13 protein-coding genes and 1 pseudogene are annotated in these 16,094 nt (G+C 53.3%); 4 read left to right on the top strand and 10 right to left on the bottom strand.

Translation table 11 applies throughout. The features are described 5' to 3' along the window. Nucleotides 1-109: 109 nt before the first annotated feature. The gene (gene torR, locus ON072_RS06190) at nt 110-820 is read left to right on the top strand and encodes a two-component system response regulator TorR (RefSeq protein ID WP_025009949.1); all 711 of its coding nucleotides are present in this window, start codon (nt 110-112) and stop codon (nt 818-820) included. On the opposite strand, the gene torT is transcribed toward torR, so the two are convergent. Beyond that, a complete protein-coding gene (torT, locus tag ON072_RS06185) occupies nt 810-1,835 on the bottom strand; it encodes a TMAO reductase system periplasmic protein TorT (protein ID WP_274626002.1) in 1,026 nt (341 codons plus the stop codon). The genes torR and torT overlap by 11 nt on opposite strands. Before the next feature lie 184 nt (nt 1,836-2,019). On the opposite strand from torT, the gene torS reads away from it, so the two are divergent. After that, complete coding sequence (gene torS / locus ON072_RS06180; protein WP_274625992.1) at nt 2,020-4,890, top strand: TMAO reductase system sensor histidine kinase/response regulator TorS; 2,871 nt, start codon at nt 2,020-2,022, stop codon at nt 4,888-4,890. 168 nt (nt 4,891-5,058) lie between these two features. Here the strand turns inward: torS and torD are convergent, their stop codons facing one another. The 4 genes from torD to ON072_RS06160 all read right to left on the bottom strand — a co-directional run bounded on the left by torD (nt 5,059) and on the right by ON072_RS06160 (nt 9,613). Further along, nucleotides 5,059-5,688 carry a molecular chaperone TorD gene (gene torD, locus ON072_RS06175; protein WP_144218572.1) on the bottom strand — a complete coding sequence of 210 codons (630 nt, stop codon included), beginning with the start codon at nt 5,686-5,688 and terminating at the stop codon, nt 5,059-5,061. A gap of 71 nt (nt 5,689-5,759) precedes the next feature. Beyond that, on the bottom strand, nt 5,760-8,249 hold the full coding sequence (gene torA, locus ON072_RS06170) for a trimethylamine-N-oxide reductase TorA (RefSeq protein WP_274625991.1): 2,490 nt from the start codon (nt 8,247-8,249) through the stop codon (nt 5,760-5,762). Between the two features lie 12 nt (nt 8,250-8,261). Further along, entirely contained in the window at nt 8,262-9,440 is a 1,179-nt protein-coding gene (torC, locus tag ON072_RS06165; protein ID WP_025009951.1) for a pentaheme c-type cytochrome TorC, read from the bottom strand. 20 nt (nt 9,441-9,460) lie between these two features. After that, the gene (locus ON072_RS06160) at nt 9,461-9,613 is read right to left on the bottom strand and encodes a nitrate reductase (RefSeq protein ID WP_025009952.1); all 153 of its coding nucleotides are present in this window, start codon (nt 9,611-9,613) and stop codon (nt 9,461-9,463) included. A gap of 352 nt (nt 9,614-9,965) precedes the next feature. Between ON072_RS06160 and ON072_RS06155 the strand changes: the two genes are divergently transcribed. Next, nucleotides 9,966-11,321, top strand: coding sequence for an NCS2 family permease (locus ON072_RS06155; protein WP_129979482.1), 1,356 nt, complete (start codon nt 9,966-9,968; stop codon nt 11,319-11,321). A gap of 188 nt (nt 11,322-11,509) precedes the next feature. Here the strand turns inward: ON072_RS06155 and ON072_RS06150 are convergent, their stop codons facing one another. Next, complete coding sequence (locus ON072_RS06150; protein ID WP_025009954.1) at nt 11,510-12,016, bottom strand: GspH/FimT family pseudopilin; 507 nt, start codon at nt 12,014-12,016, stop codon at nt 11,510-11,512. A 94-nt stretch (nt 12,017-12,110) separates the two neighbouring features. Beyond that, nucleotides 12,111-12,641: a GspH/FimT family pseudopilin gene (locus tag ON072_RS06145; protein ID WP_044733942.1), complete on the bottom strand. Its 531-nt coding sequence runs from the start codon at nt 12,639-12,641 to the stop codon at nt 12,111-12,113. Between the two features lie 343 nt (nt 12,642-12,984). Between ON072_RS06145 and glnB the strand changes: the two genes are divergently transcribed. Then, a complete protein-coding gene (gene glnB, locus ON072_RS06140) occupies nt 12,985-13,323 on the top strand; it encodes a nitrogen regulatory protein P-II (protein ID WP_025009956.1) in 339 nt (112 codons plus the stop codon). A gap of 264 nt (nt 13,324-13,587) precedes the next feature. Here the strand turns inward: glnB and ON072_RS06135 are convergent, their stop codons facing one another. The 3 genes and pseudogenes from ON072_RS06135 to ON072_RS06125 all read right to left on the bottom strand — a co-directional run. After that, complete coding sequence (locus ON072_RS06135; RefSeq protein WP_054744774.1) at nt 13,588-14,085, bottom strand: hypothetical protein; 498 nt, start codon at nt 14,083-14,085, stop codon at nt 13,588-13,590. A 325-nt stretch (nt 14,086-14,410) separates the two neighbouring features. Continuing rightward, on the bottom strand, nt 14,411-15,388 hold the full coding sequence (locus ON072_RS06130; RefSeq protein WP_274625990.1) for a transposase: 978 nt from the start codon (nt 15,386-15,388) through the stop codon (nt 14,411-14,413). Nucleotides 15,389-15,435: 47 nt separating this feature from the next. Then, a pseudogene (locus ON072_RS06125) lies at nt 15,436-16,094 on the bottom strand (hypothetical protein); the annotation flags it as partial.

The raw sequence follows: 16,094 nt of genomic DNA, 5'->3' as shown, positions 1-16,094 counted from the left end.
CACATAAGAAGCGCTTGGCACCGAACTCAGGTCAAATATCTATCCGCTACAGACAAAATATGAAAAATTGTGAATAATGGCGTCTACCCCAGCCGGTTGGAATACAAGCATGGCATACCGCATATTGATAGTGGACGATGAGGCTATCATTCGGACTCGTTTGAAAGGCTATTTTGAAAAAGATGGTTACCAGGTAATGGAAGCCGCCGACGGTGAGCAGATGTGGCAGCAACTGCAGCAACAGCATGTGGATCTGGTGATGCTGGATATCAATATGCCGGGGGACGATGGCCTGATGCTGACCCGTGAGCTGCGCAGCCGCTCAGATGTGGGCATTATTCTGGTAACCGGCCGGGATGAGGCGATAGATAAGATAGTGGGCCTGGAGATGGGCGCCGATGATTATGTCACCAAGCCGTTTGAGTTTCGCGAGCTCAGGGTCAGGGTCAAAAACCTGCTCTGGCGCATCTCTCTGGTGAAAAAGGCCCAGCAGCAAACGGCCGAACAACTGTCGCGCTCGGACGATAATCTCTATTTCGAGGGCTATCATCTGCAGCTCAATAGTCGCCGTTTGAGCCTGGATGGGCAGGCTATCAAGTTGACCAAGGCGGAGTTTGAACTCTTGGTGGCCTTTGCCCTGCATCCGCAGCAGGTGCTCTCGAGAGAGCGCTTGATGCAGCAAACCAGCCACAGGGATCAGGATGTCAACGACCGCACCATAGATGTGATTATTCGGCGCCTGCGCAGCAAACTGAGCCCAGAGCTGTTTGTCACTGTGCACGGTGAAGGCTATCTGTTTGCCGCCGATGTCAGCGACTGAGTTCTGAGCCCTTGGCTTCCACTCTGTATATGGGGTAGAAGTCTGCCGGTGCCAAACTGTCATCCAGTTGCATGCTTTTAAGGTTATCCGGGCGCAACTGCAAAATTGCCGGACCTATATCACCAAACGCCTTTTCCCCCTGCAACAGCCTGACGGCGAGATCGACCGCCAGCCGCCCCTGCAGTACCACTCTGTCATCATTGGCATAAGCAACCTTGTTGCGCTTGAGGGCGCGCAGTACATCCGGTGATAGATAGCTGCTCACCAGCGCCATTTTGTTGGTCAGGTTTCTCTGCCTGAGAGTGCCCATGGCGGCTTCAATGGCGACGGCACTGCCGAGCAAGGCTTGCGGCAGCGGCTGCTCATTTTGATTGAGCAACAGATTGAGCTGATCCCGGTAGAGATTACGGTTGTTGTCGGCATGCATCACGGCCACTATCTCCACCTGGCTGTCTTGCAGTGCTTGTCTGACACCTTTTTCCACCAGGTCGGTTCCGCCACGGCCTTCGGGGCCCGCCAGCATCGCCAGGCGTTTGTGCGGGGTAGATGCGAGAAATTCACCGGTCAGATAACCCATCTGATACCAGTTGACTCCTATATGGGTTCGTACCCGGTTGTCTGCCAGTTGGTTCACCAGCGCCAACACCGGCTTGGTCAGCTCCAGCGCCTGGCCCTCGAGCAGGTGTGGGCTGACGGCGCCGAGCAAAATCGCATCGGCATCACCATTGAGGCAGGATTTGAGTTGCGCCAACTGGGTCTGGTTGTTGCCATAGCCACCGGCTTCATGGAGTTCCAGCCCCAGGCCCAAGGCTTGGCTCTGTTTGGCCAAGCCATAATCAATCCCTATCCAATAGGCGTCTTTAAGATGCGGCACCAAAGCGCACAGCTTCCAGGGCTTGTTGGCCTTGGTGAGCGGAGTGTGGGTCAGAGGGCTGGCCTGCTGGATTGCTTCGTTGTAAGGACTGCGCTGCTCAAGCTCCCAAGTTTCATTGGCCAGCGCGGCAGGGGTAAACATCAGCAGAGCCAATAACCACAGCAGCAGAGGTCTTTTGGTTGTCGGCAACAAAGACTCGAACTTGGCGGCAAATTGGCTCATGGGGAAGGTCCTGATATATGATGCCACTATTCTACCATAGCATTCCTGCTGAATGTTTGAGTGGGTCAATGCCTATGCGGACCGGTATCAACAAGGATAACAAGTGAGACCTTTATCTTCATGGCTGAGCAGCCTGACCGGCCGTCTGATGCTGGCGTTCTGTTTGCTGGCGCTGCTGCTGTTATTACTGGTGACTCTGGGCAACTTGAGCCTTTACTGGGTCAAGGGCGCAGACAGCTTTCTGTATGAGAAGGCCTTGCCCGCATCAGAAGCCGCGCGGCAGCTATCGCAATCGGCCACCTCGCTGGCGGAGAATGCCCAGCGCCTGGGCACGGTTGCCGATGAAAAGCAGCGTCAATATTTGGGGCGTCGCCTGTCTCTTGAAAGCAATCGCATGTTGGCGGCGATTGCGACCCTGGAGCAGTTGGCGGTGCCGGATTCGGCCAATCTGAAACAGGCGGCGGCCACCATTATCGCCGAGCTGACCTTACTCGGCGAACAGACGGGGGAGCGGCTTGAGCGTACCCAAGCGCTGAAACAGAAAGGACTTTTATTGGTACAGGCCTCCAAGCAGGCCGATAATCTGCTGCGCTCCGAGCTGGCGGTGCTGGACTCAGTCATTATTGCCAAGCTGAGCCAGATCCCAGGGGCGGCGGCAGTGGATGACATTATAGAGCTGGATCTCAGCAGCGCCGAGCAGCTCAACCGCGCCCTGAAACTGACCCACAAGATAGCCTTGCTCGGGCAGATATTTGCAGCGGCCGATGCGCCGCAAGACTTGGTCGGCGCCATTAACCATTCACCGTTGACCGATGATGTCCTGTCCCCGGGATTGCTCAAGCGCATTCCCGTGGCCGATTTGGTTCGGGACCCCGGCCGGGCCGAGGCGCTCGAGGCCGAATTTGCTCGTCTTGAACAGGTGACTGCCGGCCAACAATTGGCCGAATCTATATGGCAGTTGCAGCAGCAACTGGAGCAAAGGCAACTGGTGATTTCGGACAACCTCAAGTCGATGGAGCAAACCGTGGATGCTGCGCTCGAGGGTCAACAGCAACAGCTGAATTTGGCCCGACGCGACTATCTGGGGCAGCTCAATTGGGCCAGTGCCGGGCTCTGGGGGACGGGCGCCTTGATGTTGCTGCTGATCTTGTTTGTCAGTTGGCAGGTTATCTATAAGGGTATCGCCCGGCGCTTGAGCGATGCCACCCAGGCTCTCAGTCGCCTGAGTCTTGGCGATACCAATGTCAGCATACGCTCCTACGGCGATGATGAACTTACCGCCATGGCCTCGGCGCTGGAAGCCTTCAAACAGAAAACGGCCCACAATCAAAAGTTGCAGCAGGATCTGCAGCGCACCGCAGCCGAGTTGACCGAGCATAAGCTGGCGCTGGAGCTGAAGGTGGCCGAACGAACCCGCGAGCTCGCCCAGACCAACGCCCAGCTGGAAGAGGCCAGTCAGGCCAAGTCGCTGTTTTTGGCCACCATGAGCCACGAAATACGCACGCCCCTTAACGGCCTGCTCGGCACTCTGAGTCTGCTGGGGCAGGCGGAGTTACCCGCCAAGGCGCGGCAGATGCTGGCGCTGTCCCAGTACAGTGGTACTCAACTGCAAACCGTGCTCAATGACATTCTCGACTTCTCACGTCTGGAGCAGGGTAGGCTGATCAATGAGCCAAGGGCCGTGGAGTTGCCGGCGCTGCTCAACGAAGTGACCGCCATCATGTTGGCCGGGGCCAATCTTGCCGGGCTTGAGCTCAGGCTGTTAAAGCCGGAATTGCCCGAATGGGTCTGGCTAGATGGGCCCAAGCTCAGGCAGGTACTGTTTAACCTTCTGGGCAATGCCATCAAGTTTACCACCAAGGGCAGTGTGACCCTGGAGGTCAGTATTGAAGGTGCGCGCCTGTGCTTCAGCGTGACCGATACAGGTATCGGTATCCGCCCCGAGGCCATGGCACGTCTGTTTACTCCTTATGCCACAGAGGCGACCCATGCCAGTGCCAGAGGAACCGGGCTTGGGCTGAGTATCAGCCGTGACCTGGTGCAACTGATGAATGGCCGTGAGAGTGGGGATGCTCCCGCCATCGAAGTCATCAGTACGCCAGGGCAGGGCAGCCGTTTCAGTTTCAGTGTGCCGCTTCAGCCCTGTGAGCAGGGGGAGCAACAATCGAGTAGCTTGCCACAGAGTGAAATCGCCAAGCGGGTGCTGCTGGTGGAAGATAACAGGGTTAATGCCTTGGTGGCTCAGGGCTTTTTGGCGCATCTTGGGCATGAGTCACTCTTGTGTGTCAGTTTGGCAGAGGCTCGGAGGGTGTTGCTTGATAACACGTCAGGCCCATTTGATGCCGTGATGCTGGATTTACAGCTGAATGACGGCTCCGGCAGTGAGCTGTTGCCTGAGCTAAGGCAACAGCTGGGCACCAAGGTGCCGATTGCCGCCTTTACTGCCCAGTTGCAGACTCAGGATATGGCAGATTACCAGGCCATGGGCTTTGATATAGTCCTGGGTAAGCCCTTGGGATTGCAGGCTCTGGCCAACTGGCTCGGGGTTGTCTCCGGCTCGAATCAGAGTGATGAGCGCCATAAGGAAGAGGAGACCCAAGCGCCAGGCCTTAAATCCCGCAATACGGACAACGCCCAATGGCTGGCGCTGGAGCAACTTGGGCAGGACCTGCAGGTGCTCGGCAAGGCTACTTTGCTGGAGATGCGGCAGCAGTTTGTGGACAGCAGTGATGCGCAGCTGCAAGCTTTACAGGCGGCAGATGGGCAACTGGATATCCAGGCTGCCAAGCTGCACGCACTCAAGGGCAGCAGCGGTAATATGGGGCTTGAAGCGCTGCACTTGCGCTGCGCCGCGCTGGAGCAGGCCATCAAGGCTGGCAAACCTTTGCGCGACGAGGAACTCACCGAGCTGACAGATTGCGTAGCGGCATCATTGCAGGCGCTCGATAACTGGCTGGAACAGCAATCAGACTAAGGCGCTTTTTTACCTGGTGTTTAAGCTCTGAAGACAGGAAGTGCAGCATTTACCGGCTGCTATATAGAAAGGGCGCCGCTCGATACTTGAGTTGGCGCCCTTTGATTAGGGGCAGTATTATGTTTGATTCAGGCAAGCGCTTGTTAGCTCTTGTCTAAATCGCCTCACTCAATGTGCTGCGGCGCCTTTCAGCCACTCGGCATCGCTTTGAACAAAGGCCAGGGTCAGGCGCGCGAGCGCGGCATAAAAACCGCCGCGATCGCATTCGGTCACCCGCTGACAAAATGGCTCCAACCAACTGAGCAGGCACTCTTGCAGAAACTCCTGTTGCGTTGATGCCGAGGCGCTCAGACACAGATGAGCCTGGTATGCCAGAATCACCGCCAGGTGGTCGGCGGGCTCGGGGAAGTCACCGCTCAGCTGCAACTGACTTCGCTGCAAAAAAGCCAGCATCTGTTGATGCTGCTCACCGAACAGGGTGACATCCTCATCCGCTTGCAGATAGAGGCCGGCATAGGGCGAAGCACTCTGTTTACTGCCCACCAGAAACAGCCCGCAAAAGTCTGCCGCCAGCTCCAGCAGCGCCTTGTCTCTGTCCTGCATCCAGGCGATGGATTGCAGTTTTTGCTCCATCAGCTTGGCTGCTTGCTTGAGGGCGGGATCGCTGCTTAGCTGTTGCCAGAAGGCCTTGCTGTCCGGTGCCGTCAGCTGGCTGAGGCGCTCGGCGTTCAACTCGCGGGCGAACAGACCCGAGAGGAAGTTATACAGCATGGCTCTGCCTTGATTTAACTGTTCCATTGGCTTACCTCAGTTATCTGCGATTAGTGATGGTGCGAATAAGTCCTCGTGGGACTTGTTCGCACCTTCCCTTAGATTTTTATCTCAATCGGCCCATCGAAGGAGGATACCTTGGGCGCCTTGCCGGTGAACTTTTCAAATTCCACCTGGCAAGTGTAGGCCGAGCAGGCCTGCGCCAGCTTGGAGGTACCTATATCCTGAGTCAGGGTATTGGGGTCACCATAGCTGCACAGAGCACCGATTTCGGCGCCGCCTTCGACGCTGCCATCCTTACCGACCGGGCCATACCAGGCGCCTTCATGGATCCGGATAACCCCTTTGGGGAAACGGCCGGAGACGACGGCACCGGCCAGCAGTTGGCCACGGTCGTTGAACACCCGCACCAGATCGCCGTCTTTGATATCGCGGGCCCTGGCATCTTCAGGGTTAATGTAAACCGGCTCACGCCCTTGCACCGTATAGGTTTCGCGATATTCCTTCGACTCACACATCTGTGAGTGCAGGCGCTTGTCCGGGTGGCAGGACTGCAGCCAAACCGGGTACTTATCGCTGCCTGGACCGCCATGGCTACGCTCGGATTTTTCCATCCACACTGGGTGGCCAGGGCAGTCATCATAACCGAACTGGGCAATCTTACGGCTGAAGATTTCAATCAGGCCGGAAGGAGTACCCAAGGGGTTAATCTCAGGATCCTCACGGAAGTCGGCGTGTCTGACCCAGTTTTGCCCTTCACCAAAGTGCACATAACCCTGCTTCCAGAACTCGTTGAAGTCCGGCATGGCAAACTTGCCCTGGTTGGCGGCCTTACACTCGCTGTAGAGTTTTTCCAGCCATTCCATTTCGGTTAGCCCGCGGGTGTATTCCTTCTCCTTGCCGAGTATTTTGGCAAAGCGGGTGAATATCTCAAAGTCAGACAGACTTTCAAACAGCGGCTCAACCATCTTGTGCATCGCCAGAATACCGCGGCCGGCGTAGGCACCGTAGACATCGATATCGTTGCGCTCCATGGTGGTACAGGCGGGCAAGACTATGTCTGAGAAGCGGCAGGTGGCGGTCCAGTTCACATCTATGGAGACCACGCATTCCAGCTTGCGAAACGCCTGCTTCATACGGTTTCTGTCCTGATGGTGGTTCCAGGGGTTGTTGCCCGAGAATACCATCATGCGGATATCCGGATAGGTGACCTTGCTGCCGTTGGCATCAATAGTCTTGCCGGGCTCCAGAATGGCATCTATCCAGCGGGCGACCGGAATAGTGCTGCTGGCGCCCTTGAAGTCGTTGTTGTCAAACAGTGGCTTTTGGCCTTCGTCCAGGTTGCGCGGGAAGGCGCCCGGTGCTGCGGCACCTGTGGCGGGTACCCCGATACCTGAGTAGTGGTGACCATAGCTGATACCACCGCCAGGCAGGCCTATCTGGCCTATCATGGTGGCCAGTACCGCCGCCATCCAGTAAGGCTGCTCACCGTGTTGCTGACGCTGAATACACCAGCCCATCATGATCTGGGTACGGCCCTTGGTCAGGGTACGGGCCAGATCGCGGATGACTTCAGCCTTGACGCCACAGATGGCTTCGGCCCATTCCGGAGTCTTGGCGATGCCGTCTTTGTCACCCAGGAGGTAGGGCAGGAACTCTTCAAAGCCCAGACTATAGCCTTCGATAAACTTGGCATCATGCAGCTTGGCTGTGTACATCTCATGGGCGATACCCAACATCAAGGCCACGTCTGTTTGTGGGTTGACATACAGCTGCTCACAACCCAGATAGGCTTGGGTCTTGGTTTCGACCGGATCTATGCTGATCACCCGGATCTTACCGGCTTTGACCTTTTCCTTGAGCTGCGCCAGATAGGCGAAGGACTCGTGGGTTTCGGCGTTCCAGCCCACCTGCAGGTTTTTGTAAGGATCGTTGGACCAGAGCACTATGGTATCGCTGTGCTCGAGGATCAGCGGCCAGGAGGTGCCCTGAGCGTACACTTCGGTAGAGCCCAGCACATAAGGCATAATCGTTTGCCCGGCGCCAGTGGAGTAGTCGCCCACTTTCTTGACGAAGTTGCCGTGCATGGCGATGGCGCGCTGCATATGGCTGGTGCTTGAGTGCAGCTGTCCGGTGGCACGCCAACCGGTTTGTCCGGCGTGCAGGCCAGATGGCCCGTACTGGGTTTGAATGATATCCAGCGACTCTTTGAACAGAGTCAAGGCCTTGTCCCAGGTGACACGAACGAAACGGAAGTCGCCGCGTTCATGGGTATTGCTCTTGTGTCCCTTGAGCAGGAAGTCGAGCCGCACCATGGGATAACGGATCCGCGATGGGTTATAGACCAGGCCACGGATGCCGCGGATCATGTCGGTGGGATACTTGTCGTATTCCAGTGGTTTGACGTCGGCGATAACCCCGTTGCGGCGCTTGATACGAAATGCGCCGAAGTGGGAGCCTGTGGTCAGCCAGGCGTCACCGTCATCCATCCCCTTGGCCAGCGCCGACAGGGGAGCGAGTACCGAACTGCTTCCGGCAACCACAACGGAAGTGGAGGCCAGGCCTTTTAAAAAGTCTCTTCTGTTCATAACGCCAACCTCTTAGTGCTCTTCTTTGCTGAAGGTGGAAGAATGTTGTTGCAGGTATTTCTGCACCAGTGCCTGGGTGTCCTGATCCATGTTGACGAAGGCCAACATCCCCTGGAACATGCCCGGCCAGGTGTTGGCATCGAAGTGATGCTCATCGGGCTGGGTGTGGCAGACACTGCAGCTAGAGGCATAAGTGCTGCGGGCATAACCCCAGAGTGGTGCCAGTTCGGTCAGCAGATAATCGCTGTCGGTCCAGATCTCGGCTTCCACACGCTGCCACTTGAGGCCAGTCATGGGATCTTCTTTCTCTTCAAAGGTCTTGATCACCCCGTCGGTTTCGGCGGCAGCCTTGGTCAACTGAGCCGAGAGGATATTGATACCGAAGTCCATGTAGATCACCCGGCCGGCACCTATCTTCTTACGCCAGCCATCGATGGCGATTTTGACCCGCTTGCCCTTGAGCTCCAGCACCTTGATTTCGGTGGCCACGTTCAGAGTACCGGCTTCTTCCGCGCTCTTGTCATCCAGGTACAGAGGTTTGGTCAAGGCGCTGAAATATTTGCCGCCCTGTTGCAGTGAGGTCTCACCCGAACCCACTTCGGCAATCAGTTCAGGGGCTCTGGCTGTGCCCATATCAGGCAGCTTGTGAGCTATGCCTTTGTGGCAATCGATGCAGGACTGATCTTTCTCGGCCGCTTGTTTCATCTGTTTTTGCGCCAGGGCTGACATCTCGTCCCATTTCATTGACTTGTAGTCATGGCAGTTTTTACAGGCCTGGGAGTTGTCACGGGCAAAGCGTTTCCATTCACGGCTGGCCATTTCCAGACGCTTGGCTTCAAATTTTTCCGGAGTGTTGACCGTTTGGAACAGCCAGCCCCAGACATCGTGAGATGCTTCCATCTTACGGGCTATCTTGCGGCTCCAGTCGTGGGGCACGTGGCAATCAGGGCAGGTTGCCCGCACGCCGGAGTGATTTGACCAATGCACAGTTTGCTGCAGCTCTTGATAGGGATTGCTCTCCATCGAGTGACAGCTGATACAGAAGGCCTCAGTGTTGGTGGCTTCCAGCGCCGTATTGAAGCCGCCCCAGAAAATAATGCCCATGATAAAGGCCGACAGGCTGATGGCGCCCAGGCTCAGGTACTTGGTTGGGCGGTTGAGAGTACGCCAGATTGCTATTAACCGTTTCATCTATTCAATCCTCTCTTGTATCAGTGACTGGCGACGCCGCCGAGGGCCAGCATGATCCAGATGATCAGGCCATAGAGGCTGATACCTGTGATGGTCAGGGCCGGAAACAGCATGAAAATAATCAGGCCGTGGGCCATAAGTTCCTGTTTTTTGCTTGATGTGGACTCAGACATAGTGATTGCTCCAACGCAGCAGGGTTTGCTTGATGGGGCCACTATAGGGAAAGGATGTGAATGGCGATTGCGCTGCCAATGAATGGGATTTGAGTAAATATGAAAAGTTATGAACAACTGCATATTCAGGATGAGCCACAGATCCCGAAATCTTTTTAGCCGGGCGCGCCAATTTGCAGTATTATCCGCGACCAACAAAGGCTGCGTTGGACATCGGTTGACGATATTCCTTGGTGCCCACCACCTGCAGGTCACGTTTTATTGTGGATCTCTCACCCGCCCAGCGGGGCTCTCACCTGCCGTAGCCGGCGTCATCTGACCCGAACAAAGAGATCAAAAAGGTAGAATAATTATGATGTCTTCAAAGACAAATACCGCTGTACCTACTACATCATCATGGCTGGAACGCTTCTTCAATATCAGCGATCGTGGCAGCACTGTCCGCCAGGAAGTGATCGCCGGTTTGACCACGTTTCTTGCCATGGTTTACTCAGTTATCGTTGTCCCCTCCATGCTGGGAAAGGCCGGGTTTGATCCCGGCTCTGTGTTTATTGCCACCTGTCTGATTGCCGCCTTCGGCTCACTGCTGATGGGCCTGTGGGCCAATCTGCCGATGGCAATAGGCTGCGCCATCTCACTGACTGCATTTACCGCCTTCAGCTTGGTTCTGGGGCAGGGCATGAGCCTGCCTGTCACCCTTGGGGCGATTTTCCTTATGGGTATCGTCTTTACCCTGGTGAGTGTTACCGGCATTCGCCAGTGGGTGCTTGCTAACCTACCCAAGGGGATTGCCCATGGCACAGGGATAGGTATCGGCCTGTTTCTGCTGCTGATTGCCACTAACAGTGTGCAACTGATTGTGGCCAATGATGCCGGTTTACCGGTCAAGCTGGGCGATATCCACAGCCTGCCGGTGATTGCCACTGTCGTGGGGTTGGCTGCCACTATCGGACTCGAGCGTCGCCGGGTACCGGGCGGTATTCTGTTGGTGATCATCGCGCTGTCAGTGTTTGGTTTGCTGTTTGACCCCAATGTGGAGTTCAAAGGCGTGTTTGCGGTACCCGACTTGGGCGCAGAAGGCTCTTTGATTGGCCAGTTGGATATCATGGGGGCCCTTAACCCTGTGGTGCTGCCGATAGTGCTGGCGCTGGTGATGACCGCCATCTTCGATGCCACTGGCACCATAAGAGCCGTAGCCGGACAAGCCAATTTGCTGGACAAGAATGACAACATCATAGGGGGCGGCAAGGCGCTGACCTCGGATTCTGTCAGCTCTATCTTCGCCGGTCTGGTGGGCGGCGCGCCTGCCGCTGTTTACATTGAATCGGCGGCCGGTACTGCCGCAGGCGGAAAAACAGGCCTGACCGCCACTGTGGTGGGTGTGTTGTTCCTGCTGATGATCTTCCTGGCACCCCTGTCTTATTTGGTACCTGCCTACGCCACGGCGCCTGCGCTCATGTATGTGGGACTGCTGATGTTGTCCAATGTCACCAAGTTGGACTTCGATGACAAGGTGGATGCCATGGCGGGACTGACCTGCGCCGTCTTCATCATACTCTCCTGCAACATAGTCACAGGCATTATGCTGGGGTTTGCAACTCTGGTTATCGGCCGTATCTGCAGCGGTGAGTGGCGTAAGCTCAAGCCAGGTGTGTTGGTTATCACCATAGGCCTGGTGGTGTTCTATATGGGCGGCTGGGCCATTTAACCCTTAGGCCCTTAGACCCTTATGGCTGGTGGCGGAAACTATCCCCCGCTAGAGTAAGCTTAATCGACTTAAACAAAGACCCCAGCCTAGGCTGGGGTCTTTGTTGTGAGCGCAGAGTCTTGCACTCCTGGGGCATACTTTGAGGATAATGGCTAAGGCATCCTCGATGACCCGGCCGATACTGCCTGCTAGCTACAGGCAAGCCCGTCGGCGCCGTATTTGATCATCCCTGAGCTGGAAACCGTCACACTTCTTGAGCCGCTGGCCTGTTTGGCCGGGCAATAGATAAAGGTCACTTCACCTGTGGTGTTGCTGAGCCCATCGGGACGAAAGCCCACATTGCTGCCTTTGATGGCGTCCTTACTGTCGATGCCTTCCACTACCCGCAGCACTTTTTCACTGCCGCTGGCAGTGGTATAGACCTTGAGGCCATTGTTGAAATTGGCGGCGCAGCCGACAGCACTCTGATAGCCACACACTTCTACTGTCATGCCGTAGCTGATGGCTTGGTTGCGGGCGAAGGACAGGGCTTGCTCAATCCGGCTTATTTCCGACTGACTACGGTAGCCTTCATACAAGGAGGTGAGAGAGGGAACCCCCACAGACAGCAGTATGGCGGCTACAGCAATGGTGACCATGAGTTCGACCAGAGTAAAGCCGCGGATTCTGGAACTGGAAAAATGTGGTACAGCCATAGTCAACTCTTCACACGAATAGATAGGCTTAAGTATAAGTGAATGAGTTGTTAATTACAGCTGTCTTTGCAAATCCTGTGCAGTGGTCGTCAATTCAGCCGCCATCACCATCCTGGCAATTGATATTTTCATCCTGAGAGTGACGGATTCGCCCCGCCTGATTGATGACCAAGGCCTCGGAATGGGGACTGTTGGCCTGACCCGGGCAATATTTGAAGGTACCATTGGTTCCTGTTGCCAATCCGTCCGGCAGAAAGCGTATTGCATCCCGGTTGTACTTGAGTATGTCTTGGCTATCAAAAGCACCGCTTTGAAACAGCAGCTTGTCGTCATCATCCAGGGCCAGATTACCGTTGCGATCGCTGAAAACCGTTACTCCTTGTTGCCAGGCATCGGCTTCACAGCGGCCATCCTTGAGAGCGCAGACACTGACTCTGACGCCATAACTAATGGCCTGATTGCGGGCAAATTGCAGCAGTTGTTGTACTTGCTTGATGCCGGTTTGGGCGCGATAACCTTCGTAGAGCGACTTGAGTGAGGGGGCCCCGACCGAGGCCAGTACCGCCAGCAGAGCCATGGCGACCATGACCTCCAGCAGCGAAAAACCAAGCTGTAAATGACGCATAATCTCATCCTTGAGTGTTGGGCGGCCCGCATCCGGCGAACCTGAGTGTTAGTTTAGTCCAGGCAGTGGCTTGGTTCTGGTTTCCTTTTAGATGAGTTTGCACTAAATATTGCACTTGCTTACCTAAGGGATGAATAAGTACACCGAGTTGATCATGGCTACTGCGAAGGAATAGGCCTGGTTTTTTCATCTGAGCGGACAATCACTTCTTGCCCGCAGTATGTCGTGATAAGCTATTGCGATTGTATGCGAACAAGCAAAATCGCGAGCTATTTCTCCGGTCAAATTGCCGTGGGAATGGTCATGAGTCGCAAAAGAATTCCAAGCCCTAAAGGAGTGCCTGATGAAGAAAGTGGAAGCCATAATCAAGCCGTTTAAACTGGACGATGTCCGTGAGGCGTTGGCTGAGATAGGAATAACCGGTATGACGGTTCTGGAAGTCAAAGGTTTTGGCCGCCAGAAGGGACATACAGAGTTGTACCGTGGTGCCGAGTATATGGTCGACTTTCTGCCCAAGGTGAAGATAGAGCTGGTGATTCAGGATGATCTGCTGGAACAGGCACTGGATGTGATTGTCGAAACCGCCCGTACCGGTAAAATCGGCGACGGCAAGATCTTTGTGACCGATATCGAACGTATTATTCGTATCCGTACCGGTGAAGAAAACGAAGAAGCGGTCTAAAAACGAACGTAAAAAATGAGGTTCATTGCAGATTAGCGTGAACTGAAAATGAAAACGGTTGGAGAGTTATTGTTTAGTCGCCAAATAAACACAATGACCCACTCCAGCCGTTCTTGATGTCGAATATTACCTGCACTAGCTCAGACTTGTACTAACAGTGTAGTGGTCAAGTTCATTGGCCACTACAAGCCAATCACACTCAGAACCAAAACCACCGAATGTTCCTGCGTCCGTTTTAGCAGTTTTTTATGTGTAAAACCACGATTATCGTAGTAAAGAAAAATATTTATCCAAGGTGATCTCTGCTACCCAACACTCCAGCGTACCTTCACAGGATAAACCTAATGGATTCAAAGGAGTACAGGCACTTTTGATAGGTACTAGAGAGTTTTCAATTTGATATTCAAAAGTGTAATATTCCGTTTTGTATATGAATTTATCCCCCAATAAACGACCATTCTCATCGTCGTGCCTCATAAAATAACGCGTAATTACGTGGACTTCCTCATCGTTCTCTTCAACTAATTGAGAAACAACATTGGCCATTCCTTCGTAACATTCAAATATTAATTCAGAGAACTTATATTCATTAAAAGTATCAGTCATATTGATAGGGCGAAAATATATATGAGGTCTAAGAATAACACCTTCATTAGAACTAAAAGCCACATTTAATCCACTATGAGGCACTTGTTCATATAAGCTTTTTTTAAGAATCAAATGTTGGTCGAAATATATAACCTCATATAAATCATCACTCATTTACACTACATCTCCTTAACTTGTTGGCAGATTCAAATCCACATATAAAAATCAAGCCACCCACTGTAAAACAATAACTTAATCTTCTTTCTGTCTAATAAAAATCAAGCCACCCACTGTAAAACAATAACTTAATCTTCTTTCTGTCTGCGTTCAAGCACCAGTAGGGGATTTGAGCACCCGGAGGTAGAAAGATATCCATGAGTTGCAGAGGTTTGATGAAATCGAACCGATTTCACGCAAAAATGCGAGATTTGAGCCGTGCTAGCCCAACCCATGCTTCAGGGGATTTCAACAACTGTGGTTGAGATAAATAGCGTAGGGTTTAGGCCGTTTGAAAGTACTGACAGCTGGTTGCAAAATGCCGTCGTCGCTTCTCCAAGTGTTCGCAGTAACAGCTGAGCTCTTGCAAGGTGCCTACTGGCCCACGAAATAGTCTTCCAAATTCAGTGGTAAGCTTGAGCCAGTTCTCATGAGGGATATTCAACCGCGTCAGCAGCTTGGTACTCTTTTCACTTATCGCGCCACGCTTATCATCGCGAATACAACGCCCAGTATCATCCACTAATTCAAGATAATCCTTGAGCCCAAACGCAATACCGCTGCGCTGGTTATCGCATTCATTGCCAATAAAGGGCAGTAGCTTGGTGGGTTGTTCGCATTTCAATGCTGCCTGAATACGTAGTCGAATGCTGGTATGCGCCGACTGCTCAGGCGTATCGGCCATCTTGGCTCTGATGGGATTGAGGTCAACGTAAGCCATGCAGGTTAACACCGCGGCTTCATCCAGTAAGGCTTGCGACTTAAATCTTCCTTCCCAGAATCGGCCTGTACAGTTATCTTCCTGATTGGCTTGACGCGCTATCGGTTCATTGAGACAACGCATGAACCAACTGATGTCACATAACCTGCTGCGAAAAATCGCGATAGTATGCCTCAGCCTGGGCACTTCATGCGCTTCAATCAGCTCTCCCTGGGTGAATTTGCGGGTTAACTCGTCACCTTTAAACAACTTATGCCATTGCTCAAGCACTTCTCTGTCTGTCCATCGGTTTGCTGTCTCTATATCGACATGCAACACCAGATGCAGATGATTACTCATGATGGCGAATGCCGCCACATCAATGGCAAAAACAGCTTCCAGTTCAAACAATAACGATTCCACCCAACCACGGCGGTGGTCATAATTCTTGCCCGAGTAGGCATCATCACCACACAGAAAGGCTCGCCGCACCACGCGGCTGCAACAGTGGTAGTAAGGTGTATCTTCAAGGCTGATTTGAGTTCGGCGAGGGCGCGGCATAATAACCTCCTTGTTAAATGCTTAAACAAAGCATAGTCGGAGGCCAACTACCGCGCCATTAATGTTGGGTGTCCATATTTTCTTTGAAGTGGCTCTAATGATGTGTATCCATTTGAAATCAAATTCTTCGAAGCTTTATCTTTACGAACCACTGTGCAGGTCCAGCAGCCAAATCTACCCTTGCTACAAGGATTTGTCTCAGGAAGACGGATGATTGGGCACTCCCCAGATATTTTTTTATAAATTTTCGAGATGTGATGTAGGTCAATAGCAGCGACGCCATCTATACAATGCAATCCCTCCCATACGTCCTCCGTCGTGAAATCGACAATCGGGCAGAATAAGGTGGTTTTTTGATGCCCCTGTTGCTTGAACAAGTATGGGTTTTCAAGGGCATTGGTTTTTAAAATCTTGTCCCTTTCAATACTCTCAGAAAATCTAGTTCCGAGAATTACTGTGGCCTCTTTTTCTCCAACGTATTGTTTAATGGCAGTCTGAATGGGATCAATTCTTAACCGATCTGTGCACCACCTGAAAATGTTTGTGGGAGGAGGATACCCTCTGCCGATAACTTTTACGAAATAGCGATCTTTTATCGGTGGCTTGATTGCTTTCACCGAAATATCAACGCCTAAGGCTCTACTCTCTGTTTCTATTCGGTAAAGTGTATCTTTTATATAGTTCTTCAGTACCGGTATTTCCACAC

It is taken from the genome of Shewanella sp. K8 (assembly GCF_028823715.1).
Taxonomy (GTDB): domain Bacteria; phylum Pseudomonadota; class Gammaproteobacteria; order Enterobacterales; family Shewanellaceae; genus Shewanella; species Shewanella algae.
This window is presented reverse-complemented; position numbering and strand designations above follow the sequence as displayed.